The sequence below is a fragment of the Pseudoflavonifractor phocaeensis genome (genome assembly GCF_021531815.1).
GTDB classification, from domain to species: Bacteria; Bacillota; Clostridia; order Oscillospirales; family Oscillospiraceae; genus Lawsonibacter; species Lawsonibacter phocaeensis_A.
The window spans coordinates 13684-37638 of the sequence record NZ_JADYUM010000016.1 but is presented as its reverse complement, the minus strand read 5'-3'; the positions used below and the strand labels follow the sequence as shown (position 1 = coordinate 37638).

The following is a 23955-nucleotide window of genomic DNA, read 5'->3' as shown; positions in this document are numbered from 1 at the left end:
AATGATGTGGTTATGAGATTGCCGGCCGGTCCGGGCGAAATTCTGATAGGTTCAGCATACCACAGAAGTCTGTAAAAATCCAGAGAAAAACAGGAATTATTCTCGTTACAGGGAAAACAAAGCATGGAGCGAGACACCGGCCAAAAATTTTTAAGCATTTCGGAAAAACAGGACCAGTCAGAGAGGCAAAGAAAGCTGGCATGCAAAAAATTACAAGAAATTTAGATATTTGTTTGATTTTTAAGGAGACGTGACTTACAATGAAACTGGAAACTAAGACCAAGCCGCGGGAGGAGCCATCCGGTCCGGCTGCCGGATTCCCGCTGGTGTCGAGGTGAGGAACATGATCCGTTGGCCGCTGTTGTCGGAATATTTCGCGCTGATCCTCATTATCATCATCATGCTGTTTTTCTATGATAAGCGGCAGGTCCACTCTTTCCGCAGGCGGCTCTACTGGTGCTGCCTGTGTCTGTCGGTGGCGTCGATCCTCCTGAACATCACCAGCGTCTACACCATTGAAAATTTCCACCGCTTCCCCCTGTGGGTCAATATGCTGCTGAACAGCGCCTACTTTATCGTCAGCGTACTTATGTGTTCCGTCATTGCCTTTTACCTGTTTCAGCGGATGCTGGAATATGTCTATGACAAGCGGTGCCTCCGCCGGGCGGCGGTGGGGCTGACGGCGGTGACGTTGGTCTATCTGCTGTTGACCCTGTGGAATCTGAACAGCGGCGTGCTGTTCTACTTTGACCAGGCGGGGAATTACTGCCGGGGGCCGCTGAACAAAGTGGGCTTCGCTGTTCCGGCGGTGGAGCTGGTCATGCTGATCACCTGTTATGTCCGCAACCGGAGGAGCGTGGGCAGGGCTATGGTCCGGATCATGTGTACGGTGCCCACCGTCGTGGTGCTGCTGGTGGCTTACCAGCTGGCCTATCCGGAGCAGCTGCTCAACGGGGCCATCAGCGCCTTGGCGGACCTGATCATTTTCATCAGCTTCCAGAGCAGCCGCATCGAGCGGGACGGCCTGACCGGCGTATACAACCGGAAAAGTTTCCTGGAGGAATTGACCCTGCGCACCGCCGGACGCCAGGAATACCAGGTCATTCTGGTGGCGCTGAAGCAGTTTTCACGGGTCAATCAGGGCTACGGCCACGGCGGGGGAGACGCCGTTCTGTTTCAGATCGCCTCCTTTTTGCGGAGTGCGGCCGGCGGGGGACGGGTGTTCCGTTTCAGCAGTGTGGAATTTGCCTTGCTGCTGCCCGGCCGGGAGGAGACGCAGTTGGAGAAAGTCTGCCGCCGCTTCCGGGAGGATTGGATGCTGGGGGAGGACCGTGTATCCGTGCCCGCCTGCGTGGCGGAGCTGACCTATCGGGGACAGGACTGGACGCCGGAACAGCTCATCGGCTATTTGGAGTATTCTATCCGGCTGGCCAAGGAGGAGAACCGGGAGCTGGTCCACTTTGACGGGGAGACCGCACGGCGGCATCAGCGCCGGGAGTACCTGATCCGCACCCTGCAGCAAGCCATCCGGGACGGTGGGTTCCAGGTGTGGTACCAGCCCGTCTACCACCGGGACACCGGGAGCTTCCATTCGGCGGAGGCGCTGCTCCGGCTGTCCGACGACCAGGGCAGGTCCATCCCGCCGGGAGAATTTATTCCCCTGGCTGAGGAGACGGGGATGATCGACGCCCTGAGCTGGATCGTGCTGGACGGAGTCTGCCGCTTCCTTGGCAGCGGGACGGTCCCGGAGCTGAAATCGGTGTCCATCAACTTGTCTATGCAGCAGTTTTTGCGGAAGGATCTGGGCCAGAGGCTCGAAGAAGCGTTGGAGCGGTACGGCGTGGCGCCGGAGCGGCTGAAGCTGGAGATCACCGAGCGGGTGCTGCTGGACAATACCGCCTATGTGCGGGAGAGCATGGCGGAGCTGCGCCGCCGGAAGCTGAACTTTTATCTGGACGATTTCGGAACGGGTTATTCCAACTTTTCCTCCGTTCTGGACCTGCCCTTTGAGGCCATCAAGCTGGACCGCAGCCTGATGGTGGGATTGACGGACAATCCCAAGGCCCGGATGATGGCAGACACTATCATCCCCTTTTTCCACAAGCTGGGAGAGACCGTGGTGGCCGAGGGCATCGAGAGCCGCCAGCAGGCGGAGCTGGCCCTGCGCTGCGGGGCGGACCGGCTCCAGGGATTCTATTACGCCAGGCCCATGCCGGAGGCGGAGCTGGTGACATGGTTCCGGGACCAGAAGGAGCGGACATAGTACATCATTATGAAAACGGAAACGAGGGCGGCCCATGTGGGCCGTCCTCGTTTTGTGCGCTTTAAGACCGTATCACTTGTTGACCTTGGAGTCCACCACTTCGTGGAGCGCGGCGGAGAACTGGTCCATGGACATAGCGCCCATGTCCTCGCCGGAGCGGTGCCGGACGGAGACGGTCTGGTTCTCCATGTCCCGGTCACCCACCACCAGCATATAGGGGATCTTCTGGAGCTGGGCCTCGCGGATCTTCTTGCCGATCTTCTCGTTGCGGTGGTCTACCTCCACCCGGAAGCCCTGGGCCTCCAGCTGGGCGGAGACCTGGTTGGCGTAGTCGGCGGCCCGGTCAGTGACAGGCAGCACCTTCACCTGGACGGGAGCCAACCAGGTGGGGAAGGCCCCGGCGAAGTGCTCGGTGATGATGCCGATGAACCGCTCGATGGAGCCGAAGACCACCCGGTGGATCATGACGGGGCAGTGCTTCTCGCCGTCGGTGCCGGTGTACTCCAGATTGAAGCGGCCGGGGAGCTGGTAGTCCAGCTGGATGGTGCCGCACTGCCAGGTACGGCCCAGGGAGTCCTGAATGTGGAAGTCCAGCTTGGGACCGTAGAAGGCGCCGTCACCGGGGTTGACCTCGTAGGTCTTGCCGATGCTGGTGATGGCGTCGGCCAAGGCGCCGGTGGCGATGTCCCAATCCTCCACGGAGCCGATGTGGTCGTCGGGCATGGTGGACAGCTCGATCTTGTAAGGCAGGCCGAAGAGGGAGTAGACCTCGTCGAAGAGCCGGGCGATGCGGATGACCTCGTCCTTGATCTGGTCCTTGGCCAGCAGGATGTGGGCGTCGTCCTGGGTGAAGCAGCGGACCCGGAACATGCCGTGGAGGGCGCCGGACAGCTCATGGCGGTGGACCAGGCCCAGCTCGCCGTAGCGCAGGGGCAGGTCCCGGTAGGAGTGGGGCTCCAGGTCATAGACCAGGATGCTGCCGGGGCAGTTCATGGGCTTGATGGCGAAGTCCTCGTCGTCGATGACGGTGGTGTACATGTTCTCCTTGTAGTGGTCCCAGTGGCCGGAGGTCTCCCACAGGGTGCGCTTCATGATCTGGGGGGTGGAGATCTCCAGATAGTCCCACTTCTTATGGACCTGGCGCCAGTAGTCGATCAGGGTGTTTTTCAGCACCATGCCCTTGGGGAGGTAGAAGGGGAAGCCGGGGGCCTCGTCCCGGAAGGCAAACAGGCCCAGCTCCTTGCCCAGCTTGCGGTGGTCCCGCTTCTTGGCCTCCTCAATGCGCTGCAGGTAGGCGTCCAGCTCGTCCTTCTTGGGGAAGGCGATGCCGTAGATGCGCTGGAGGGTCTCCCGGTTGGAGTCGCCCCGCCAGTAGGCGGCGTTGCAGGCGGTGAGCTTGATGCCGTTGCCCTTGACCCGGCCGGTGGAGTCCAGGTGGGGACCGGCGCACAGGTCGGTGAACTCGCCCTGCTTGTAGAAGGAGATGTGGGCGTCCTCGGGCAGGTCGTTGATGAGCTCCACCTTGTAGGGCTCGCCCTTCTCCTCCATGAACTTCAGAGCCTCGGCCCGGGGCAGCTCGAACCGCTCCAACTTCAGCTTCTCCTTGCAGATCTTCCGCATCTCGCCCTCGATCTGCTCCAGGATCTCGGGGGTGAAGGGGAAGGGGGAGTCCATGTCATAGTAGAAGCCCTCCTCGATGGAGGGGCCGATGGCCAGCTTCACCTCGGGGAACAGGCGCTTGACGGCCTGAGCCAGGATGTGGGAGCAGGTGTGCCAGTAGGTGCGGCGGTATTCGGGATTTTCAAAGGTAAACTGGTTGTTTTCTTCGGACATAACAATTCCTCCTTGTATTGAGGGGCGAGATGAAAAAATCCCACCCCTGATGAGATCAGGGGTGGGATACGATCAACGTATTCCACGGTTCCACCCTGCTTACGGGCCAAGGCCCGTCGCTCGTGTCCCCCTGTAACGGGAGGGCCCCGTCCCGGTCATCCCGGGCGGCTCAGGAGTGGTACGGCCGTGTTTCCCGCGGGACGCTTCCACCAAGCGCGTCCCTCTCTGGGCGGTTCCCACGGTTTCTTCTCCGTCGGCGCTGATTTTTACGCCTGACAATATATCACCCCGGAAGAAAATTGTCAAGGGCGGCTTTTTTGCCCACGCCTAATTTCGGTTTGCCGCCCTTTTCATTGACAAAGCCCTGCCGGGCAACCTATACTGGAGAGCGGAAAAGGAGGACGAGGCCGTGAACAAAAAGGAACTGCTGGACCGCTGCGCCCACAGCGGGGAGGAGCGGGTGCTGCTGGCCCGGGCGCTGGACAAGCTGGAGCTGGCCCAGAGCCGGGGCGTCCCCGCCCACACGCCCTTCCTGTCCCCGGGGGAAGGGGCCTCGGTAAGCGAACTGCTCAACGCCTGGGGTCGTCCCCGGCACCTGTTCTGGGGCGGCTATGAGGGGGCGGAGCGGACCATCTGCGTGTTTCTCCCCGACTGGCAGGAGGAAGAGAACGTTCTGACCGACCCGGAGGGGCCGCTCACCGCCGTGGAGGGCGTGTTCCCCCGGGACGCCCAGCCGGGACACCGGGATATTCTGGGGGCGCTTATGGGCCTGGGCCTGACCCGGGAGAAGCTGGGGGACATCCTGCTGCCCGAGCCGGGGCGGTGCCAGGTGGTGGTCCTCCGGGAGGCGGCCCCTATCCTCCTCTCCCAGTGGGAGAGCGCGGGGCGCTGGAAGGTGTCCCTGAAAGAGATCCCCCTGTCCCAGCTGGCGCCCAAGCCCGCCCAGGTCAAGACCGTCCGGGACACGGTGGCCACCCCCCGTCTGGACGCGGTGCTGGCTGCGGGCTTCTCCCTGTCCCGCTCCAAGGCGGCGGCCTATATCGCCGCCGGGAAGGTGGCCGTCAACCACCGGGACTGCCTGAAGGGGGACAAGCAGGTGGAGGAGGGGGACGTGCTAACCTGCCGGGGCCTGGGCAAGTGCGTGGTCAAAGAGGTCCCCGGCCAGTCCAAAAAAGGCCGCACCATGCTGGTGCTGGAGCGGTATGTATGAGCAAAGGAGCATAGGAGAGACGACATGGAACAAGCCAAGATCGACCGTATCAACGAGCTGGCCCGCAAGGCCAAAAGCCCGGAGGGACTGACGCCGGAGGAGACGGCGGAGCGGGACGCCCTGCGCCGGGAGTATATCGACGCTCATAAGCAGATCCTCGCCGCCCATCTGGACAACACCTATATCCAGTACCCCGACGGCACCCGCCGGAAGCTGAAAAAGAAATGACAAAAAGGTCCCGCGGGAGGGAAACCATCGGTTTCCCTCCCGCGGGACCCTCTTTTGCGGCAAAACTATTGATCAGAAATGTCGATCAGGACCTTCATGGCCTCCTCGCGGTTGGCGTCGATGTAGCGGTAGGCCTCGGCAAATTCCCGGAAGGGGAAGTGGCGGCTGACCAGAGGTGACAGCCGGACCTTTTTCTCTTGCAGTAGCTGGATGGCGGTGAGAAAGTCCTCCCGGCGGTACATCATGGTGGTGTTCAGATCCAATTCATGGTCGTTCAGAACGGCCAGGTCCACATGGGCCATGCCGGCGTAGACGCCCACCAGGATGATGGTGCTGCCCTTGCGGGCGCAGCGGATAGCCTGGCCCATGGTGGTGTCGTTGGCGGCGCAGTCGTAAATCACGTCGGCCTTGTCCGGGCCGAAGGCCCGGACCATGGCGTCGCCGAAGTCGGTGCTCCCGGTATTGACGCAGTGGTCGATCCCGCATCTCCGAGCCAGCGCCAGCCGGTGGCCGCTGATGTCGGAAATCAGCACAGACCGGGCACCGAGGCCCTTGGCGGTCTGGGCCACCAGGTTGCCGATGGGCCCCGCGCCCAGGACCGCCACGTCCTTGCCGGACACGTCGCCGAAGCGCCGGATGGCGTGGACGGCCACCGCCAGAGGCTCCAGCATGGCTCCGTCATCAAAGCTCATGTCCTCCGGCAGCGCCAAAACCTTTTCCGCGTCAACGGCGAAATACTCCGAGGCCATGCCGGTGGACTGGAAGCCCATGACCTTCAGATGCTCGCACAGGTTGTATTTCCCGTGGCGGCAGGGATAGCATTGGCCACAGACGATCTGGGGCTGAACGGTGACCTTCTGCCCGGCGGACAGGCCCTGTACGCCCGGACCCACCGCTTCAATGATGCCGGAGACCTCGTGCCCCTGGGTGACGGGATAGGCGGTGAAGGGATGCGTCCCGTGATACACGTGAATATCAGAGCCGCAGATCCCCAGCCGCATCATCCGGACCAGCACCTGGCCCGCCTGGGGAACAGGGGTCTCGGTCTCCCGGAATGTGACCTCTCCCGGTTTGGTCATGACCTGCTGTAACATAGTGTCCTCTCCTTATCCGTTTCCCACCATGACCTTGATGGACTGGCTGCTCATCTGCATCAGGATGGCCTCCTTGACCTGTTCCACCGGATAGTGGTGGGTGATCAGGGGCGCCAGCTGGATGCGGCCGCTGTTGATCAGCTCCACGGCCCGCAGGTGGGTGTCCGGGTTGATCATGGAGCCCACAATGGTCAGCTCCTTCTGGTAGACGTCCTCCAGGCTGAGGGGGTGGGTGGTACCCGCCTTGGGGACGCTGAACAGCAGGACTGTCGTGCCCCGCTTGGCCACCTGGAAGGCCTGGGCGGTGGCCGCGGTGTTCCCCACACATTCGATCACCACGTCGGCGCCGTCCACCCCAAGAAGTTGGGCCAGCCGCTCTTTCAGCGGCTCGTTGACCGGGTCGATGACGTGGTCCGCCCCTACCTGGAGGCCGATTTCCCGGCGCAGGGGGACGGGCTCGCTGAGGATGACCCGGGAGGCACCGGAGAGGCGGGCCAGCTGCACCATGAGCAGCCCGATGGCGCCGCCGCCGATCACGCACACGGTGCTGCCGGGGCGGATCTGGGCGCGGTCAATGCCGTGGATACAGCAGGCCAGGGGCTCCGCCATGGCGCCGTGGGCCAGGGGGACCTCCTTTGACAGCTGGTAGCACTGGGACTGGGGGACATAGCAGTATTCGGCAAAGCCGCCGTTCCGGTTGACGCCGATGGCGCGCAGGGCGGCGCACAGCTGCTTTTTGCCCATGCGGCAGTAGTGACACTCCCCGCAGTAGATGTTGGGGTCCACAGTGACGTGGTCCCCCACCGCCACCTTGGTCACCCCGGCCCCGGTCTTCTCCACCACGCCGGAGAACTCATGCCCCAGAATGACAGGAGGCTGCACGTCGGCGGAGCCTTTGTCCCCGTGGTAGATATGTACGTCGGTGCCGCAGACGCCACAGGCCGCCACCCGTACCAGTACCTCGTCCGCGGCGAGATCATGCTCGGGAAGCGCGCGGGTCTCAAAGGTTTGATTGCCCAGAAAAAAAGTTCCCTTCATTCCTGTTCCTCACTTTTTAAGCATTTTTCAATTTGCTGTCTGGTGGGCATGGAAGCGATGGCACCCATGCCCGTGGTGGAGAGCGCGCCCGCCGCGTTGGCGTACCGGATGATGCTGCGCAGCTGGGAGTCGGACAGCGCCTCCGGGGGGAACGCTTGGTCCAGAATCTGGCTGAGCAGCGTCCCCAGGAAGGTGTCTCCGGCGCCGGTGGTGTCGATGGTCGGGACGTGGAAGGAGGGCACATGGCCACCGCAACCGGAGGCGGAGGCGTACCAGGTCCCCTGGGGGCCAGCCGTGACCAGAGCCAGCTTGGCACCCCGCTGTACCAGGACGCGGGCACCCCGGAGAAAGTCCGTCTCCCCGGTCAAAAGGGCCACCTCGTCGTCCGATACCTTCACGATGTCGGCGTAATCAATGCCGGAGGCCATGACGGAAACGGCGTCTTCCGGAGCCGACCAGAGGGCGGGACGGAAGTTGGGGTCGTAGCTGACCAGCTTTCCCAGCCGCCTGGCCTCCCGGGCGGCAAACAGAGTGGCGGAGCGGGCGGGCTCCGCCGTCATGGACACGGAGCCGAAATGAAACAGGCGGCATTGCTCCAGCAGCTGCCGGGACACCTCCTCCGGCCGCAGCATCACGTCGGCGCTCTGGCGGCGGTAAAATTCGAAGGAGCGGTCCCCTGTCTCGTCCAGCTGAACAAAGGCCAGCGTGGTAGGCTCCTGGGGGCTCTCGATCAGGTGGGAGACGTCGATCCCCCGGTCCGCCACCGTCTGTTTCAGAAACCGGCCGAAGCTGTCCCGGCCCACCTTGCCGATGAAGGCGGTCTTTTTGCCCAGAATGGACAGCATCGCCAGCACATTGGCGGGCGCGCCGCCGGCGTTCCGGGCGAACAGCGCCGCCCCCTGGTCCGACGTGCCGGCGGGCGTAAAGTCGATCAGTAGTTCACCTAATGTCACAACGTCAAACATGACTGCGGTCCTCTCCTTTTATGGCTGGGTACGTTTGCCGCGCAGGCAGGCCTCAAACCGCCGCGCGTCCGCGTTCAGGATCAGGTCCTCCGGGAAGCGGATGTCCTCCAGCATGTCCAGCGCCTCTTTAAAATAGCCCACATGGTCCACAAAGTGGGCGTCCGAGCTGACCACGATGGGGACGTCATACTTCATGCAGGCCAGGGCCACCTGGCGGCAACCATCCCGCGAGCCGGCGCGGCCGGTGAAGGAGTGGCTGTTGATCTCCACGATCTTGCCGTGCCTGTGGAAGGCCCCCATGACCTCATCCAGATCGAAGGCGTAGCGGGGGTCGCCGCAGTGGCCGATGACGTCCACCAGGGGGTTTTCCGAGATAGCCAGCCAGCAGGCGGTGTGTTCCGCCTTGGTGGCGGGGGCGATCACCAGGTCGTGGAGGGAGGCGATGACCCAGTCCAGCCAGTCCAGAATGTCGTCCGGCATGTCCAGTTTTCCCGTATAGTCCAGAATGTTGGCCTCGACGCCCCGGGCGATCTGGACCCCGTCGTAGCTCCTGGGGATGGAGCACATGCTTTTGAAATAGGCGGGGGGAGCCGCTCTGGGGATGGAGCTGACGTGCTCTGTCACGCACAGAAATTGCAGCCCCCGGGCTTTGGCCGCCTGGAGGTTCTCCAGCAGGGTGCTGTGGGCGTCGCCGCTCACGATGGTGTGTGTATGGGTGTCCGCGATAATTTTCATGGCGATCTGCGCCTCCTTATGAGCCGCCGCGGGGGAACGGGCCGCGCTGTGCGGTCATAACCGGGCGGAATATGCTTCAAACTTGCCGATCAGATAGCGGCCCACATCGTGCAGGTATTTGGCGGCCACGGGGTAGAAGCTATCGTCCGTACCCTCATAGAGGTGCAGGGCTTCAAAGGTGAAGTCGCCGCTGTAATGGACCTGGGCCAGGGCCTTCATCACGTCGTCCCAGTCGATCTTGCCCTGGAAGGGGATGAGGTGGCCGTCGCTGCGGTAGTCGTTGTCATTGATGTGCAGCGCCTTCACCCGGCTGCCCAGGACCCGGATGGTGTCTCCTGCGTCCTGGCCCACGATGCCGGAGTGGCCGGTGTCCACGCAGCAGGTGAAGTTGTCGGAGTCCTCCAGACTGTCGAAGAACTGGGCGTACTCATGGGGGTCGGAGAACATGTCCGGCACCAGGCAGCCCCGTCGGGGGTCCTCGCCAAACATGTTTTCCAGGCACATCTTCACTCCGAACTGCTTGGCGTAGGGCTGGAGCAGGTGGTAATACTCCTGGTTCAGCTTCCAGATGATGTCTGCGTTGGTCTCGCCGGCTTTGCCCTGTCGGTTGTAGGGCAGGTGGTGGACGGGATGGACCACCATGTGGGGGATGCCCAGCAGGGCGCAGGCCTCCATGCAGCGGATCTGCAGCGGCAGGATCTCCCGGTTCCAGTCGGGCAGGTAGCTGGTGTGGAAAATGAAGGGGGCGTGGGCCTGGTTGAAGAAAACGCCGTTGTCCTTGGCTATCTGGTTCACTTCTTTGGCGTAGGCCGTGTACTCGTTCCCGTTCCAGGGCATTTCGCCCCGCTCCATCCAGGGAGTAAAGGTGTAGTCGATGGCGTCGAAGCCGGCGCGGGCCAGGATCTCAATGGCCCTGCGTTCGCCCACCAGGGCGCGCAGCGCGCCGTTTTCCGTGGAAAGAATCATAAAACCAAGTCCTTTCTGACTGAGAGAGTCAATTCTGTTTGCCGGCGGCTTTGCCTTTCCGGCTGGCGGCCAGCGTGTTGCTGATGATGGGGAAGAACAGCATGAAAGCGGCCAGGATCAGGATGCCGCAGGAGATGGGGCGGGTAAAGAAGACGAAGGGATTCCCCTTGGACAGAATCAGAGAGCGGCGCAGGTTGGTCTCAAACATCTTGCCCAAGACCAGGGAGATGCACAGGGGGGTGACAGGGAAGCCGAACTTCTTCATAAAGAAGCCGATCAGGCCGAAGGCAATCATGACAAAGCACTCGAAGATATTGTTGTTGATGGCGTAGGACCCCATCACGCACATGACCACGATGCAGGGGGTCATGATGGACTGGGGGATCTTGGACACCCGGGCAAAGAGGTTGATGCAGAGGCTGCCCTGGAGGAACATGAAGATATTGACCACGAACAGGCCGCCCATAATGGCGTAGACCCAGAAACTCCCGCTGGAAAACAGGTTGGCGCCGGGGGTGATGCCCTGCATGGTCAGGGCGCTGAGCAGGATGGCCATGACGGTGTCGCCGGGGATGCTGAGGGTCAGCATGGGAATCATGGCGCCGCCGGAGGTGGCGTTGTTGGCAGATTCCGCGGCCAGGATGCCCTCAATGGAGCCGTTGCCGAACTCCTCGGGGTGCTTGGAGGTGCGCTTGGCCTCGTTGTAGGCGATCATGGCGGACTCGGCTCCGCCAGTGCCGGGGACAGCGCCCACGATGGCACCGATCAGGGAGGACTTCAGGATCAGCTTCCAGTGCTTCAGAATGTCCCGCAGGCGGAGAGTGGCCTTGGTCACCGGGGGAACCTTCAGGGACTCGTCGCCCTTGACATAGACGTCCCGGCAGTTGACCAGCACCTGACACAGAGCGTACGCACCCAGCATGGAGCTAACCACCTGGATGCCGGACAGCATGTAGTAGCTGCCGAAGGAGAAGCGGTTGGTACCGAATACGGGGTCGGCGCCCACGCAGGACAGGATCAGACCGAAGGCGGCGGACAGCACACCTTTGATCACGTTGTTGAGGCTGTTCCCCTCCAGACCGATGGCGGCGGCGATGCCGAAGGTGCACAGGGCGAAATACTCCGGGGAGGCGATCTTCAGAATGATCTTGGCCAGCTGGGGGGCGAAAAAGCTCAGGCCGAAGCAGCTGACCAGACCGCCGATGGTGGAGGCCACCAGGGCGCATTTCAGCGCGTCGCCCGCGCGGCCCTTTCGGGCCAGGGGGTACCCCTCCAGGGCGGTGCACACGGCGTTGGCGGTGCCCGGGGTATTGATCAGCGTGGCGGTGATGGAGCCGCCGTACAGCCCGCCGCAATAGGCGCCCAGCAGCAGGTACATGGCGGGTAGGGATTCCATATGAAAGGTCATCGTCATCAGGACGGTGACGGCGAAGGCCACGCTCAGGCCGGGCATCGCGCCGATGATGATGCCCACCGCTACGCCGACGTTCATCATCAGGAGGTTATTGACCGTAAAAATACTTTGCAGAACTTCCATAACAACCTCCAGCTAACGAATGGGGACCAGTAGAACGTAGCGGAATAACAGATACATGGCGGCGGCAAACGCGTAATAGATGGGGTAGTAGTACCACTTCCTGCATCCGATCACGAACAAGATTACAGGGGGGATGACGACGGTGGCGGGGATGAATCCCACATATTTGAACATGATGGCGTAGGCCAGCACTAGGGAGAAAACGATGAAGGGGATAAAGATCCCCACGATCTCCCTTCTGGTTTTCGGCGTGGTGTCCCGCTGGGGTTTCCCCTCCGCCTGGACCGCCTTGCGGTACCGGAACACCGCCAGGAGCAGACCGGCCAGGGAGGCGGCGATGAACAGGAGCGTGACCGCGTTGGGGAAGGTGTCCGGGGAAAAGGCCTCCGCGCTGGCTGTCTTGGAGATAAAGATCTGGGTGGGGATGATCCATTTATAAAAAACGATGCCGGCAACGGCAAGTACCGCGTACAAAATGATGTCGCCGCGGGCTTTTTTAGCTTCCATAAACAAAACCTCCGGGTCAGGAAAAGAAACGCTCCCGCCGCTGGGCGGCGGCGGAAGCGGTCATGTTTACGTTGGACGGTCAGAGGGCTGATCACAGCAGGCCAGCGGCGGTCAGAACCGTACGGTTCGTCTCACGCAGCTCCACCAGCATGTTGAAGGCTTCCTCGCCGGTGTAGATGTCTTTCTCGCTGAGGACGCCGAAGTAGTTGTCCCGGCACCAGTTCTGATACCCCTCGGACACAACGGCCTCGTTGATCTTCTCGGTCAGGTACGCGCAGACGTCGGCGGGGGTGCCCTTCTTGACGGCGGCGGCCTTGAAGCCGATGTTGGCGCCCAGACCTTCCACGCCCCACTCGCCGGCGGCGGCCACGTCGGGGAAGTACTGGCTGCGGGTGTCGTTCATGACCACGCCGACGGTGACGTCGTCGCCGGCGGCGGCGTACTGGGCGGCGAAGTTGTCGTCGAAGGTGGCAAAGTCGATCTCGCCGGACAGGTAAGCCTGATACAGGGCTGGCGCGCCGTCATAGGAGACCCAGGTGACGTTGTCCATAATGCCCATCTGGCCGAACATGGCTGCGGCGGCCACATAGCCGAATCCGCTCATGGAGGGGACGCCCACGGTGAAGGTCTTGCCGGACTCCAGGAACTGGCGCATCTCATCGCTGTTGGTGATGCCCAGGGACTTGTTGCAGCCCAGGACCGCCAGAACGGGGGCGGTGATGAAAGTCAGCACTTCCCAGTCCTCCAGGGTGTAAGTAAGGGTGTCGTTCAGCAGGGGCTGGGCGATGGTGGGACCGTTGGAGAGGATGGCCACGGTGTAGCCGTCAGCCTCGCGGCCGAAGGCGTCTTGCAGGCCGATGGTGCCGGAGCCGCCGCTGATGTTTTCCACCAAGGTGTTGACGGGCAGGTCGATGTTCTCCAGCATGGCGCGGCAGGACAGGTCCAGACCGTCGCCGGCGGCGTAGGGGACCACGAAGGAAATCGTATCGTTGGGATAAGCGGAGCTGGTGTCGCCCGAGGAGGCTGCGACGCTTCCGGCGGCGCTGGCCGCGGGGGTACCGCTGTTGGTGCTGCCGCCGCCGCAGGCCGCAAGGGACAGGACCATGGACAGAGCCAGTGCCATAGCTAAGAATTTCTTGGCGTTTTTCATCATTCCATTCTCCTTTTCATTTTTTATAAAGCAACTTTGGGAAAGTTACTTTCCAAAAGTTGCTTTTATATTATCACGGTTTTATTGGATTTTCAATATCCATTATGGTCAAAAATATATTATTTTTTTGTGCATATTTCCAATTTTTACATTTGGAATCCCCTGGTATAATAAAGAAAGCGATCCGCTTTTGGAAATAAGCGGAAGATAGGGGGTGCGGTATGAGAGGTGACACAAAGCAGGAGACGATCCTTTCCGGCCGTGACAGGCTGACGCCCATCGAGTTGAAAAAAATCAATCACAAAAAGGTTTACGACTATATCTATGAGACGAAGCTCACCTCCAAGGTGGCCATCTCCAAAGCGCTGGAACTGAGCCTGCCCACCGTGACGCAGCATCTTTCGGATTTCATTGACGCCGGTCTGGTGGAAAAGCGGGGGGAGTATGAATCCACAGGGGGGCGCAAGCCCCAAATCATTCGCTGCAACGCGCTGGCGCGTATCTCCATCGGCGTGGAGATTTTAAAGGAGTCCGTCCAGATCGCCGCCCTGGACCTCTACGGCACGGTGTTGAAGGAGGATGAGCTGGCCCTCCGGTTTTCCAACACAGAGCCCTACTACCAGCAGCTGGGAAATTGGATCAACGCCTTCACGCATGCCCTGAACTACCCCACGGAAAACATTTTGGGCGTCTGTATCACCATCCAGGGTCTTGTGTCCTCCGACGGGGAGACCATCACCTTTTCCGAGATCCTCCACTGTACCGGAGCCAAGCGGGAAACGTACCAGCGGCACATCGAGCTGCCATGCCATCTGATCCATGACACCGAGGCCGCGGCCCTGGCGGAGATCTGGTACAACTCCGGGATCGAGAACGCGGTGTATCTGGCGCTAAATCGGAATTTTGGCGGCGTTCTGATCTTGAACAACCATATTTTAAGGGGCCGGGAGCTGAGCGGCGGAATCATCGAGCACATGTGCCTCTCTCCCGACGGCCCCACCTGCTACTGCGGCAAACAGGGGTGCATTGAGACCTACTGTTCCGCCGACAGTCTGAAAAATGCCGCCCATATGGAGCTGCCGGAATTTTTCGAGCGGGTCCACGGGGGAGATCCCCGGTGCAACAAGCTGTGGCGCAATTATCTGCGCCATCTGGCCATCGCCGTCGATAATATTCGTATGATCGCTGATGTGGATTTTATTCTCGGCGGCTTTCTGATCCAGTTCATGAATGAAGCCGATATTGAGCTGCTGACCAAATATGTGAAGGAGCAGTGCGCCTTCGAGACGCCGGACTTTGCCTTCCATATCAGCCGGACGGGGAGCAAATCGGCGAAGCTGGGCGCGGCTATCACCCTGGTGGAGCAGTTTCTGGCCTCCGTGTGACCGGGGACGCAGCGAAGCTGCGGAACATGGAATATGCATGAAAAACGGTCTGAAATCGTGAGATTTCAGACCGTTTTTATGGCGCACAGGAAGACGGACGCGGGGGATATAGAGAAGACGGGCATGCCGCTGGGCACGTCTTTTTCAGGAAAACGTTCGGGGCGCGGCGGCGGACAGAAACATTCAGAGGCTGTGGCGCTGGAAATACGCTTTGGCAGTCTCCAGGCAGCGGCGGGCGTGGCCCTCGGCCCCCAGCTCCTCCAGCCGTTTCAGGTTGGGCAGCTCGATGGAGACGGGCAGTTCCCGGGGCATGGCCCCGATGAATCCGGCGATGTCCATCACGCCCTCGCCGGGGTAGAGGCGGCCCTCCCGGGCGGTGTGGACCATCAGTTCGTCCCGGATGTTGTCCAGCACCGGGTCGCCGTCCGGTCCGGCGGGGCCGTCGGCCAGGTGGATGAAGTGGAAATACTTCCCATCCGTGCGGGCCAGTTCCTCCGCCGTCACGCCGGCCCGGCCGATGTGGAGGGTGTCCACCATGACGTAGAGGTTGTCCGCGCCCACCGCGTCCACCAGGGTGACCCCTTCCTGAAGATTGCGCACCCCGGCCCAGGGCAGGGGCTCCACGTTATAGCTCAGGCCGTACTGCCCGGCCATCTCCGCGATCCGCCCCACCTGCTGGGTGTAGTAGGAGCGGTCCCGGGTCCAGACGCTGCCCAGCACATCGGTGGCCCCCAGGCGGGCCGCCGCCTCGAAGGCGGGCTCGTACTCCTCAATATCCAGGTCGGGCCGTACCCGGGCCAGTTCAATGTCCAGCAGCGGCATGCCGTACTCCTCCAGGGCTTCCTGTACCGCGCGGAACAGGTCCGCGTCCTGGTGCAGCAGGAATTCCGGCTCGCCGGGCAGGTGCATGGGGATGGTCCGCAGACTGACGCTGTCATACCCGCAGGACCGGGCGATGCGGATCTGTTCCACGGGATCGGTCCCGGGAATGGTCAGATAGGCCAACGAAAACTTCCTTGCCATGGTGGGCACTCCTCTCCGTAAAATCGTTTCTGTTCCCGCGGTTTGGCAAAAGGGCTGCCCAGTGGAGTGGGCAGCCCTTTTGCCGGAAGGAGCAAAAAGGTTTTATCAGGCGTTGTGGGACTTGGCGTGGCTGGGGGCGACATAGCGGCCGTTCTCTTTCTTGACCAGCTTGCCTTCCTTGACCAGCTCGTTGGGGCTGTAGATGTCGTTGATGTTCCAGCAGCCGGGGGTGGGCACCACGATGTTCTCCATTGGGGCCTCCACCAGGAAGGGGCGGCCTTCCTTGTTGGCCTCAATGGCCTTCTCCAGGGCGGGCTTGAACTCGTCGGCGGAGGAGATGCAGATGGAATCCACGCCGTAGGCCTTGGCCACCTCAGCCCAGTGGGGAGTGTAGCGGTTGCCCTTGGAGTCATAGAAGACGGTGCCGAATTTGGTCTGATAGTTGGCGTTCTCCAGGCCGGCGATGGTGCCGAAGGCGGAGTTGTTCATGACCACCCAGGTGCAGGCGATGCCGTGCTCCACGGCGGCGGCCAGGACGGAGGGGTTGATGCCGAAGCCGCCGTCGCCGGTCAGGTTCAGCACGATGCGGTCGGGAGCGGCCATCTTGCCGCCCAGGACGGCGGCGGGACCGAAGCCCATGGTGGCCAGACCGGAGGAGTGATGGATGGAGCCGGGCATGGTGATGTCAAACTCCTGGGCCACGCCGTTCTTGTTCCAGCCCACGTCGGTGAAGATGATGGCGTCCTCGGGGATGACTTCCTTCACGTCCTTAAGGATGCGCTGGGGGGTCATGGGGAAGCGGCTGTCGTTGGAGATGGCCTCGTTGGACTTCTTGAACTCGGCCTTGGCCTTGGCGATCTGGGCCCGCAGCTCGGGGTTGCTCTTGCCCTTGGGGCAGATCTTCTTGACCTCCTCCAAAATCTGGGCCAGACCCACCTTCAGGTCGCCCACGGCGCCGATCTCAACGGGGTAGTTGCGGCCGATCTCGCTGGGATCGATGTCGATCTGGAGGAAGGAGGTCTTGTCGGGATCGAAGGTGACGCCCTGATACCAGCTGGAGCTGTCGGCCTCGCCGAAGCGGGTGCCCAGACCCAGGATCACGTCGGCGTTGGTGGTCAGGGAGTGGGTGAACTCCAGGCCCCAGAAACCGGTCTGGCCCACCATCAGGGGATGCAGGTCGGACAGGCAGCCCTGGCCGGCCAGGGTGCGGGACACGGGGATGTCCAGGAACTCAGCCAGCGCGGCCAGCTCCGCGGAGGCCTGGGAGAGCAGGATGCCGCCGCCGGCGTGGAGAACCGGATTCTTGGCGTTGACCAGCTTCTCGGCGATGGCCTTGGCGGCGGCGGGGGCCAGGCCGGGCCGGACGGTCACGGGGCTGTCCTTATAGGTGCGGGCCCACAGGTCCTCCTCCATGGTGCGGGAGAACATGTCCATGGGCACGTCGATGGCCACGGGACCGGGGCGGCCGGACTCGGCCAGACGGAAGGCCTTGTCCAGGATCTCAGGCAGAGCCTCCACATCATCCACGCGCCAGACCCGCTTGCAGACGGGCTCCAGCAGGCGGTACTGGGTGGCGTCGCCGTGCATATTGACCTCCTGGTGGGGATGCTTGCCGAAGTAGTAGCTGGGCACGTCGCCGGCGATGACCACCATGGGGATGGAGTCCAGAGAGGCGTTGGCCACGCCGGTGATGACGTTGGTCAGACCGGGGCCCAGGTGGCACATGACCACCGCAGCCTTGTGGGTGATGCGGGCGTAGCCGTCGGCGGCGGTGGAGGCGATGGCCTCGTGGCGGGTGCCGATGTACTCGATCTTTTTGCTGCGGGACAGGGCGTCCAGCATACCAATGACCGTGTGACCGCACAGGCCAAACAGTTTGGTGACGCCGCGGCGCTCCAGGTAGTCGACCAGCAGGTCGGAAACAAGTTTCTCGCTCATGATCGTTTTCCTCCGTTTTTCATTTTTGGATGTAACGGTCCCCTGCCGCGTATGCACTGGATGCCTGGGGTCCGTCCCTTATGGCATTACCATACTACCCGGCCACACAAAAGTCCAATTCTCATTTGTGAAGGCTATTATCAGAAAAAATGATGATACGACCGCTTGCGCTATCATTTTTTGTGATAACGAGGTTCACAGAAAAGAATTGGACATTGCGCCCGCTTGGGGATATGGTAGAGACAAATCTAGTTTCAGGAAGAAGGAGATCCTATGACAGACGCCCAGAAGAAAACTCTCGCCATCACCGCCTGCAAGGTGCGCATGGGCATCCTGACGGCCACCCACGCCGCCCGCTCCGGCAACCCCGGCGGGAGCCTGTCCGCCGCCGACCTGTTCACCTACCTCTATTTTAAAGAGCTGAATGTGGACCCCGCCGATCCCAAACAGGAGGACCGGGACCGCTTCGTCCTGTCCAAGGGCCACACCGCCCCCGGCCTGTACGCCGCCCTGGCCCTCCGGGGCTTCTTCCCCCAGGAGGACCTGCTCACCCTGCGGCACGTCGGCAGCCACCTCCAGGGCCACCCCAACATGAACACCACCCCCGGCGTGGACATGTCCACCGGCTCACTGGGCCAGGGGGTCTCCGCCGCCTGCGGCATGGCCCTGGCCGCCAAGCACCTGGGCAACCCCTGCCGGGTCTATACCCTGCTGGGGGACGGCGAGATCCAGGAGGGCCAGCCCTGGGAGGCCTTCATGTTCGCCCACCACTATAAGCTGGACAACCTGTGCGTCATCATCGACAACAACCATCTGCAGATCGACGGCCCGGTGGAGGAGGTCATGAGTCCCTACCCCATCCCGGAGAAGCTGCGCTCCTTTGGATTTGAAGTGGCGGAGATCGACGGCCACGACTTCGGCCAAATGGAGGCGGCCTTTGCCCAGGCCCGGGAGACAAAGGGGGTCCCCTTTGCCATCATCATGTCCACCACCAAGGGCAAGGGAGTCTCCTTTATGGAGGACCTGGCCGGCTGGCACGGCAAGGCCCCCAACGACCAGGAATATGAGCAGGCCATGGCGGAGCTGAAGGCCCGTCTGGCGGAATTGGAGGGGATGTAACATGGCAGAAGTGAAGAAAATCGCCACCCGGGACAGCTACGGCGCCGCCCTGGTCCAGCTGGGCCGGGAGCACACGGACCTGGTGGTCTTCGACGCGGACCTGTCCGCCGCCACCAAGACCAGCATGTTCAAAAAGGAGTTCCCGGACCGCCACTTCGACTGCGGCATCGCCGAGGCGGACATGATGTGTGCCGCCGCCGGGGCCGCCGCTATGGGGCTGGTGCCTTTCGCCTCCAGCTTCGCCATGTTCGCCGCCGGCCGGGCCTATGAGCAGGTGCGCAACTCCATCGGCTACCCCCACCTGAACGTGAAGATCGGGGCCACCCACGGAGGCCTGTCCGTGGGGGAGGACGGGGCGTCCCACCAGTGCTGCGAGGACTTCGCCCTCATGCGCACCATCCCCGGCATGGTGGTCCTGTGCCCCGCCGACGACGTGGAGGCCCGGGCCGCCGTCAAGGCCGCCTATGAGCACCAGGGCCCGGTGTACCTGCGCTTCGGGCGGCTGGCCGTCCCCGTCATCCACCAGGAGGAGGGCTACTCCTTCCAGATCGGCAAGGGCGAGGTGCTCCGGGAGGGCACCGACGTGGCCATCATCGCCACCGGCCTGATGACCGCCGAGGCCGTGGAGGCCTGGGGCGCCCTGAAGGAGCTGGGCATCAGCGCCCGGATCGTCAATATGGCCTCCATCAAGCCTCTGGACGAGGAACTGGTCATTCAGGCCGCCCGGGAGTGCGGCAGGGTCATCACCTGCGAGGAGCACTCCGTCATCGGCGGTCTGGGGGAGGCCGTCAGCGCCCTGCTGGGGGAGAAGTGCCCCACCCCCATCCGCCGCATTGGCGTCAACGACGTGTTCGGACACTCCGGCCCCGGCGGGGAGCTGCTGCGGGAGTTCGGCCTGTCCGCCGGGCACATCGTGGAGGTGGCCCGGGACTTCCTGGCCCAGTGACCGCCGTACCGCCTGATACAGAAACAGACGGGCCGCCTGGCATTTGCCAGGCGGCCCGTCTTTGATTGTTTTCTCAGCCGTCGCACCATTCCCGGGAGAACTGCACTGTGGCGTCCACCAGGGAGGAGGCGGCGTCCTTCCGCCAGGCCACGCCCACTTCCTTCCGGATGGTCTCCTCCAGCTGCAGCTCCACCACGCCGTCCAAGGTCCGGGCCTGGAATTCCTCCGCGGGGAACAGGGCGATGCCCAGCCCGCCCTGGACCATGTACAGTCCGGTGGTGGGACTTCCGGAGCGGCAGACGATGTTGGGTTCGAAGCCCGCCTCCCGGCAGGCCCGCAGGCACAGCTCGGAGGCCACTTGCCCCGTCTGGTGGAAGATGAAGTGTTCGTCCTTCAGCTCCGCCAGACTGACCCGGTCCCGCTTGGCCAGGGGGTGGTTGTCGGGGACCGCCAGATGGTAGGTGTCCTCCCCCAGCTTGGCAAATTCCACGCTGCCCGGCAGGCCGGAGGGGGGGCGGTTCAGAAAGGCCGCGTCGATCTTCCGATCCACCAGCTGCTGAACCAGGTTGTGGGTCCCTCCCTGGACGATGTTCACCGAGATGTCCGGGTAGCTGCCGCAGAAGGCGGAGAGCAGGCCGCCGAAGTCGATACATTGTAGACTGGTGATGATGCCCAGGTTCAGGGTGCCCCGGCGCAGTCCGGCGTAAAAGGACATCTCGCTCTCCAGGGCCTCGGAGCGCTGAATGATCTCCTGGGCCCGGTGGACGAACTCCCGGCCCGCCTCTGTCAGGGTCGCGCCCCGGGAGTTGCGGTAAAAGAGGGCCACACCCAGCTCCTTCTCCAGCTTGGAGATCTGCTGGGATAGGGCGGGCTGGCCCACATGGCAGGCCTGGGCGGCCAGGGAAAAGTTTTCGTGCTCCGCCACCGCCAGCACATAGCGCATGGTATAAAGGTCCATACTCTCCCTCCTAAAAAACTCAGTGCTGCAAAGCCCCTAATTTCTTATATTCAGTATCCCATGTTCCCTCCGCCCTGTCAAGAAGTCCACTGGGTTTGCTATCATTTTTTCTGATAGCCGACTTCACAAACAAGAATTGGACTTTTGGCCCGGGCGGCGTTATCTTATAGTCACAACAAGAAACCAAACCCGACACCCCGGAAGTATCAGAAAGGAAGCGCATTGGACATGACACGCCGCATCAGCAGATTTGAGGAAACCGAGCGCATCGAGGCACTGGCTCTGGAGAGCCGCCGCCGCATGACCCGCCAGCTGGGGGCCCGGCTGAGCCGCTGCATCTGTGACCTCCCCAAGACGATGCGGACCAGCTTCCACCGTCCTCCCAACGGCCGGGGCGGCGCCATCCTGGCCCACGCCTGAGCCCCCTCCGGCACGGCAGCAAAACGTCCCCATCACGATCATCAGAAAGGACTGAACATGGTGAATCATTTCTATTTTACCGACAAGGATGTGAAGCGCCTGGAGAACCAGGCCATTCAGATCCGCCAGGACATCATCTCTATGATCCACGCCGCCAAGGCAGGACACCCCGGCGGCTCCCTCTCCGCGGTGGAGATGGTCACCGCCCTGTATTTCCACGTGATGAACATCGACCCCCAGAACCCCCAGTGGCCTGACCGGGACCGGTTCATCCTCTCCAAGGGCCACTCCTGCCCCGTCATGTACGCCTGTCTGGCCCGTCGGGGCTACTTCGATCCCGAGCATCTCAAGACCCTGCGCCAGTACCACTCTATTCTCCAGGGCCACCCCGACATGAACAAGACCCCCGGCGTGGACATGACCGCCGGCTCCCTGGGCAACGGCCTGTCCGTGGGCGTGGGCATGGCCCTGTCCGCCAAGCTCCACCACCAGGACTACATGACCTACGTGATGCTGGGCGACGGCGAGATCCAGGAGGGCATGGTCTGGGAGGCCGCCATGGCCGCCAACCACCACGACCTGAAGAACCTGGTGGCCATCGTGGACTGCAATGGCGTCCAGATCAACGGCTGGGTCAACGACATCATGACCGTGGAGCCCCTGGCCGACAAGTGGCGCTCCTTTGGCTGGAACGTGGTGGAGTGCAACGGCCACAACATGAAGGACGTGCTCACCGCCCTGCATACCGCCAAGACCATGCGCCACCCCACTGCCATTCTGATGCGCACCGTCAAGGGCAAGGGCGTCTCCTTCATGGAGGACGAGTCCAAGTGGCACGGCAGCGCCCCCAGCGACGAAGAAATGGTGAAAGCAATTAGTGAAATTCAGGAAGGCGGTGTGGTATAATGGCTAAGACGTTGGCAACCCGTATGGCCTTCGGCCATGAACTGATCGAGATCGCGAAGACCAATGAGAACTTCGTGGTCTGCAACGCCGACACCAAGACCTGTGGTCTGGAAAAGTTCGGCCAGTATTTCCCGGAGCGGGAGTTCTCCTTCGGCATCGCCGAGCAGAACCTGGTGGGGGCCTCCGCCGGTCTGGCCGCCTGCGGCAACAAGGTGTTTCTGGCCACCTTCGCGGTGTTCGCCTCCATGCGGGCCTGCGAGCAGGTGCGCACCTTCGTGTGCTACCCCAACCTGAACGTCACCATCATCGGCACCCACGCCGGCCTTCAGGTGGGCGGCGACGGCGCCACCCACGCCGCCATTGAGGACGTGGCCATCATGCGCTCCTTCCCCAATATGACGGTGGTCCAGCCCGCCGACGCCGTGGCGGCCAAAGCTCTGGCCCACGCCGCCGTGGACTTCAAGGGTCCCCTGTATGTCCGCCTGCACCGCAACCCCGTGGCCGACCTGTACGACCCCGAGACCTACAAGTTTGAGTGGGGCAAGGCCAACACCGTGGTGGACAACGGCTCCGATATGACCATGATCGTCTCTGGCATCCTGCTGAAGAAGGCCGTGGACGCCGCCGCCATTCTGAAGGAGCAGGGGATCAATGTCCGGGTGCTGGACATGGCCACCATCAAGCCCCTGGACAAGGAGGCCGTTCTCAAGGCCGCCAAGGAGACCGGCGCCATCATGACCATCGAGGACCACACCATCTTCGGCGGTCTGGGCAGCGCGGTGTCCGAGGTGGTGGTCCAGAACTGCCCCGTCCCCATGGAGATCGTGGGCATCCAGGACCGCTTCGGCGAGTCCGGCGACCCCGAGCTCATCTACAAGGACCACGGCATGGACGTGGACTCCATCGTGGCCAAGGCCAAGGCCCTGGTCGCCAAGAAATAATCCGGAGGGCTTTTACATGAACATCCACTGGGACGCGGAGGGCTACACCCGCAACTTCTCCTTTGTCCATGAGTACGGCAGCGGCCTGCTGGACCTGCTGGACCCCAAGGAGGGCGCCGTGTTGAACCTGGGCTGCGGCAACGGGGCGCTGACCCACCGCCTGTCCCAGGCGGGTTATACCGTCCACGGCCTGGACGCCTCTCCGGAGCTGCTGGCCGTGGCCCGGGCCAGCTACCCCGAGCTCACCTTTTACCAGGGCGACGCCACGGACTTCCAGGCCCCCACCCTCTACGACGCGGTGTTCTCCAACGCCGTGTTCCACTGGATCGAGGATGGGAAACAGGATAACATGCTCCGCTGCGTCAACCGGGCTTTAAAGCTGGGAGGCCAGTTCGTCTTTGAGTTCGGCGGGCAGGGCAACAATGTCCTGATCCACGCCGCCCTGGAGGAGGCCTTCCGGGCCCGGGGACTGGTCTACCGGATGCCCTTCTACTTCCCCAGCATCGGCCAGTACGCCCCCCGCCTGGAGCGGGCGGGCTTCCGGGTGGTGTACGCCACCCTGTTCGACCGGCCCACTCCTCTGCAAGGGGAGGAGGGCCTGTACGACTGGCTGCGGATGTTTATTCAGACACCGTTTGCCGGACTGGAGGCGGGGGAACAGGAAGCCATCCTACGGGATGCCGTCGCCCGGCTTCGGGAGCGGCTGTACCGGGACGGGACCTGGTATTCCGACTATGTACGCATCCGCTGCAAGGCGGTCAAGACCGAACAGCTGGCCCCCTGAGGAGGGGCG

At 62.4% G+C, this 23955-nt stretch carries 22 protein-coding genes; 10 read left to right on the top strand and 12 right to left on the bottom strand.

Annotation, left to right across the window (positions count from 1 at the left end; translation table 11 throughout):
• Positions 1-343 precede the first annotated feature (343 nt).
• Positions 344-2263 carry a putative bifunctional diguanylate cyclase/phosphodiesterase gene (locus I6E42_RS10070; protein WP_235371809.1) on the top strand — a complete coding sequence of 640 codons (1920 nt, stop codon included), beginning with the start codon at positions 344-346 and terminating at the stop codon, positions 2261-2263.
• A gap of 72 nt (positions 2264-2335) precedes the next feature.
• Here I6E42_RS10070 and thrS read toward each other — a convergent pair whose 3' ends face one another.
• On the bottom strand, positions 2336-4096 hold the full coding sequence (gene thrS, locus I6E42_RS10065) for a threonine--tRNA ligase (RefSeq protein ID WP_235371808.1): 1761 nt from the start codon (positions 4094-4096) through the stop codon (positions 2336-2338).
• A 409-nt stretch (positions 4097-4505) separates the two neighbouring features.
• On the opposite strand from thrS, the gene I6E42_RS10060 reads away from it, so the two are divergent.
• Positions 4506-5306 carry a YlmH family RNA-binding protein gene (locus I6E42_RS10060; protein ID WP_235371807.1) on the top strand — a complete coding sequence of 267 codons (801 nt, stop codon included), beginning with the start codon at positions 4506-4508 and terminating at the stop codon, positions 5304-5306.
• Between the two features lie 24 nt (positions 5307-5330).
• Entirely contained in the window at positions 5331-5534 is a 204-nt protein-coding gene (locus tag I6E42_RS10055) for a DUF896 domain-containing protein (RefSeq protein WP_235371806.1), read from the top strand.
• A 65-nt stretch (positions 5535-5599) separates the two neighbouring features.
• Here I6E42_RS10055 and I6E42_RS10050 read toward each other — a convergent pair whose 3' ends face one another.
• The 8 genes from I6E42_RS10050 to I6E42_RS10015 all read right to left on the bottom strand — a co-directional run bounded on the left by I6E42_RS10050 (position 5600) and on the right by I6E42_RS10015 (position 13529).
• Positions 5600-6628 carry a zinc-dependent alcohol dehydrogenase gene (locus I6E42_RS10050; RefSeq protein WP_235371805.1) on the bottom strand — a complete coding sequence of 343 codons (1029 nt, stop codon included), beginning with the start codon at positions 6626-6628 and terminating at the stop codon, positions 5600-5602.
• A 12-nt stretch (positions 6629-6640) separates the two neighbouring features.
• Positions 6641-7666, bottom strand: coding sequence for a zinc-dependent alcohol dehydrogenase family protein (locus tag I6E42_RS10045; protein ID WP_235371804.1), 1026 nt, complete (start codon positions 7664-7666; stop codon positions 6641-6643).
• Positions 7663-8631, bottom strand: a complete 969-nt coding sequence (locus I6E42_RS10040) for a carbohydrate kinase family protein (RefSeq protein WP_235371803.1) — start codon at positions 8629-8631, stop codon at positions 7663-7665. The genes I6E42_RS10045 and I6E42_RS10040 overlap by 4 nt, the downstream gene beginning before the upstream one ends.
• Positions 8632-8649: 18 nt before the next feature.
• A complete protein-coding gene (locus I6E42_RS10035; RefSeq protein ID WP_235371802.1) occupies positions 8650-9366 on the bottom strand; it encodes a phosphatase in 717 nt (238 codons plus the stop codon).
• Positions 9367-9420: 54 nt separating this feature from the next.
• Positions 9421-10332: a sugar phosphate isomerase/epimerase family protein gene (locus I6E42_RS10030; protein WP_235371801.1), complete on the bottom strand. Its 912-nt coding sequence runs from the start codon at positions 10330-10332 to the stop codon at positions 9421-9423.
• Between the two features lie 28 nt (positions 10333-10360).
• The gene (locus I6E42_RS10025) at positions 10361-11869 is read right to left on the bottom strand and encodes a tripartite tricarboxylate transporter permease (RefSeq protein WP_235371800.1); all 1509 of its coding nucleotides are present in this window, start codon (positions 11867-11869) and stop codon (positions 10361-10363) included.
• Positions 11870-11881: 12 nt separating this feature from the next.
• Positions 11882-12376: a tripartite tricarboxylate transporter TctB family protein gene (locus I6E42_RS10020; protein ID WP_235371799.1), complete on the bottom strand. Its 495-nt coding sequence runs from the start codon at positions 12374-12376 to the stop codon at positions 11882-11884.
• 91 nt (positions 12377-12467) lie between these two features.
• Positions 12468-13529 carry a Bug family tripartite tricarboxylate transporter substrate binding protein gene (locus I6E42_RS10015; protein WP_235371798.1) on the bottom strand — a complete coding sequence of 354 codons (1062 nt, stop codon included), beginning with the start codon at positions 13527-13529 and terminating at the stop codon, positions 12468-12470.
• Positions 13530-13747: 218 nt separating this feature from the next.
• On the opposite strand from I6E42_RS10015, the gene I6E42_RS10010 reads away from it, so the two are divergent.
• Positions 13748-14911, top strand: coding sequence for an ROK family transcriptional regulator (locus I6E42_RS10010; protein ID WP_235371797.1), 1164 nt, complete (start codon positions 13748-13750; stop codon positions 14909-14911).
• Positions 14912-15094: 183 nt separating this feature from the next.
• Here I6E42_RS10010 and I6E42_RS10005 read toward each other — a convergent pair whose 3' ends face one another.
• Together I6E42_RS10005 and I6E42_RS10000 are read right to left on the bottom strand one after the other, a co-directional pair.
• Complete coding sequence (locus tag I6E42_RS10005; protein ID WP_235371796.1) at positions 15095-15934, bottom strand: sugar phosphate isomerase/epimerase family protein; 840 nt, start codon at positions 15932-15934, stop codon at positions 15095-15097.
• A 105-nt stretch (positions 15935-16039) separates the two neighbouring features.
• Positions 16040-17872, bottom strand: coding sequence for a thiamine pyrophosphate-binding protein (locus I6E42_RS10000; RefSeq protein WP_235371795.1), 1833 nt, complete (start codon positions 17870-17872; stop codon positions 16040-16042).
• A 273-nt stretch (positions 17873-18145) separates the two neighbouring features.
• Here I6E42_RS10000 and I6E42_RS09995 point away from each other — a divergent pair, with 273 nt between their 5' ends.
• Together I6E42_RS09995 and I6E42_RS09990 are read left to right on the top strand one after the other, a co-directional pair.
• A complete protein-coding gene (locus I6E42_RS09995; protein ID WP_235371794.1) occupies positions 18146-18991 on the top strand; it encodes a transketolase in 846 nt (281 codons plus the stop codon).
• A 1-nt stretch (position 18992) separates the two neighbouring features.
• Positions 18993-19937: a transketolase family protein gene (locus I6E42_RS09990; protein WP_235371793.1), complete on the top strand. Its 945-nt coding sequence runs from the start codon at positions 18993-18995 to the stop codon at positions 19935-19937.
• A gap of 73 nt (positions 19938-20010) precedes the next feature.
• On the opposite strand, the gene I6E42_RS09985 is transcribed toward I6E42_RS09990, so the two are convergent.
• A complete protein-coding gene (locus I6E42_RS09985; protein ID WP_235371792.1) occupies positions 20011-20895 on the bottom strand; it encodes a LysR family transcriptional regulator in 885 nt (294 codons plus the stop codon).
• A 228-nt stretch (positions 20896-21123) separates the two neighbouring features.
• Here I6E42_RS09985 and I6E42_RS09980 point away from each other — a divergent pair, with 228 nt between their 5' ends.
• Genes I6E42_RS09980 through I6E42_RS09965 form a run of 4 tightly spaced genes read left to right on the top strand, consistent with a single transcriptional unit; the run spans position 21124 to position 23946 of the window.
• The gene (locus tag I6E42_RS09980) at positions 21124-21315 is read left to right on the top strand and encodes a hypothetical protein (RefSeq protein WP_235371791.1); all 192 of its coding nucleotides are present in this window, start codon (positions 21124-21126) and stop codon (positions 21313-21315) included.
• Between the two features lie 57 nt (positions 21316-21372).
• Positions 21373-22221 carry a transketolase gene (locus I6E42_RS09975; RefSeq protein WP_235371790.1) on the top strand — a complete coding sequence of 283 codons (849 nt, stop codon included), beginning with the start codon at positions 21373-21375 and terminating at the stop codon, positions 22219-22221.
• Entirely contained in the window at positions 22221-23162 is a 942-nt protein-coding gene (locus I6E42_RS09970; RefSeq protein WP_235371789.1) for a transketolase family protein, read from the top strand. Before I6E42_RS09975 ends, I6E42_RS09970 begins: the two co-directional genes overlap by 1 nt.
• A 16-nt stretch (positions 23163-23178) precedes the next feature.
• Positions 23179-23946 carry a class I SAM-dependent methyltransferase gene (locus I6E42_RS09965; RefSeq protein ID WP_235371788.1) on the top strand — a complete coding sequence of 256 codons (768 nt, stop codon included), beginning with the start codon at positions 23179-23181 and terminating at the stop codon, positions 23944-23946.
• Positions 23947-23955 lie beyond the last annotated feature (9 nt).

What these genes read in the sequence shown, in the direction of transcription:
- I6E42_RS10035 (WP_235371802.1), bottom strand. Translation starts at nt 9,366, where the DNA reads ATGAAAATTATCGCGGACACCCATACACACACCATCGTGAGCGGCGAC.
- I6E42_RS10040 (WP_235371803.1), bottom strand. Translation starts at nt 8,631, where the DNA reads ATGTTTGACGTTGTGACATTAGGTGAACTACTGATCGACTTTACGCCC.
- thrS (WP_235371808.1), bottom strand. Translation starts at nt 4,096, where the DNA reads ATGTCCGAAGAAAACAACCAGTTTACCTTTGAAAATCCCGAATACCGC.
- I6E42_RS10045 (WP_235371804.1), bottom strand. Translation starts at nt 7,666, where the DNA reads ATGAAGGGAACTTTTTTTCTGGGCAATCAAACCTTTGAGACCCGCGCG.
- I6E42_RS10000 (WP_235371795.1), bottom strand. Translation starts at nt 17,872, where the DNA reads ATGAGCGAGAAACTTGTTTCCGACCTGCTGGTCGACTACCTGGAGCGC.
- I6E42_RS10055 (WP_235371806.1), top strand. Translation starts at nt 5,331, where the DNA reads ATGGAACAAGCCAAGATCGACCGTATCAACGAGCTGGCCCGCAAGGCC.
- I6E42_RS10005 (WP_235371796.1), bottom strand. Translation starts at nt 15,934, where the DNA reads ATGGCAAGGAAGTTTTCGTTGGCCTATCTGACCATTCCCGGGACCGAT.
- I6E42_RS10015 (WP_235371798.1), bottom strand. Translation starts at nt 13,529, where the DNA reads ATGATGAAAAACGCCAAGAAATTCTTAGCTATGGCACTGGCTCTGTCC.
- I6E42_RS09965 (WP_235371788.1), top strand. Translation starts at nt 23,179, where the DNA reads ATGAACATCCACTGGGACGCGGAGGGCTACACCCGCAACTTCTCCTTT.
- I6E42_RS10020 (WP_235371799.1), bottom strand. Translation starts at nt 12,376, where the DNA reads ATGGAAGCTAAAAAAGCCCGCGGCGACATCATTTTGTACGCGGTACTT.
- I6E42_RS09975 (WP_235371790.1), top strand. Translation starts at nt 21,373, where the DNA reads ATGGTGAATCATTTCTATTTTACCGACAAGGATGTGAAGCGCCTGGAG.
- I6E42_RS09985 (WP_235371792.1), bottom strand. Translation starts at nt 20,895, where the DNA reads ATGGACCTTTATACCATGCGCTATGTGCTGGCGGTGGCGGAGCACGAA.
- I6E42_RS10030 (WP_235371801.1), bottom strand. Translation starts at nt 10,332, where the DNA reads ATGATTCTTTCCACGGAAAACGGCGCGCTGCGCGCCCTGGTGGGCGAA.
- I6E42_RS09995 (WP_235371794.1), top strand. Translation starts at nt 18,146, where the DNA reads ATGACAGACGCCCAGAAGAAAACTCTCGCCATCACCGCCTGCAAGGTG.
- I6E42_RS10010 (WP_235371797.1), top strand. Translation starts at nt 13,748, where the DNA reads ATGAGAGGTGACACAAAGCAGGAGACGATCCTTTCCGGCCGTGACAGG.
- I6E42_RS09980 (WP_235371791.1), top strand. Translation starts at nt 21,124, where the DNA reads ATGACACGCCGCATCAGCAGATTTGAGGAAACCGAGCGCATCGAGGCA.
- I6E42_RS10025 (WP_235371800.1), bottom strand. Translation starts at nt 11,869, where the DNA reads ATGGAAGTTCTGCAAAGTATTTTTACGGTCAATAACCTCCTGATGATG.
- I6E42_RS09990 (WP_235371793.1), top strand. Translation starts at nt 18,993, where the DNA reads ATGGCAGAAGTGAAGAAAATCGCCACCCGGGACAGCTACGGCGCCGCC.
- I6E42_RS09970 (WP_235371789.1), top strand. Translation starts at nt 22,221, where the DNA reads ATGGCTAAGACGTTGGCAACCCGTATGGCCTTCGGCCATGAACTGATC.
- I6E42_RS10070 (WP_235371809.1), top strand. Translation starts at nt 344, where the DNA reads ATGATCCGTTGGCCGCTGTTGTCGGAATATTTCGCGCTGATCCTCATT.
- I6E42_RS10050 (WP_235371805.1), bottom strand. Translation starts at nt 6,628, where the DNA reads ATGTTACAGCAGGTCATGACCAAACCGGGAGAGGTCACATTCCGGGAG.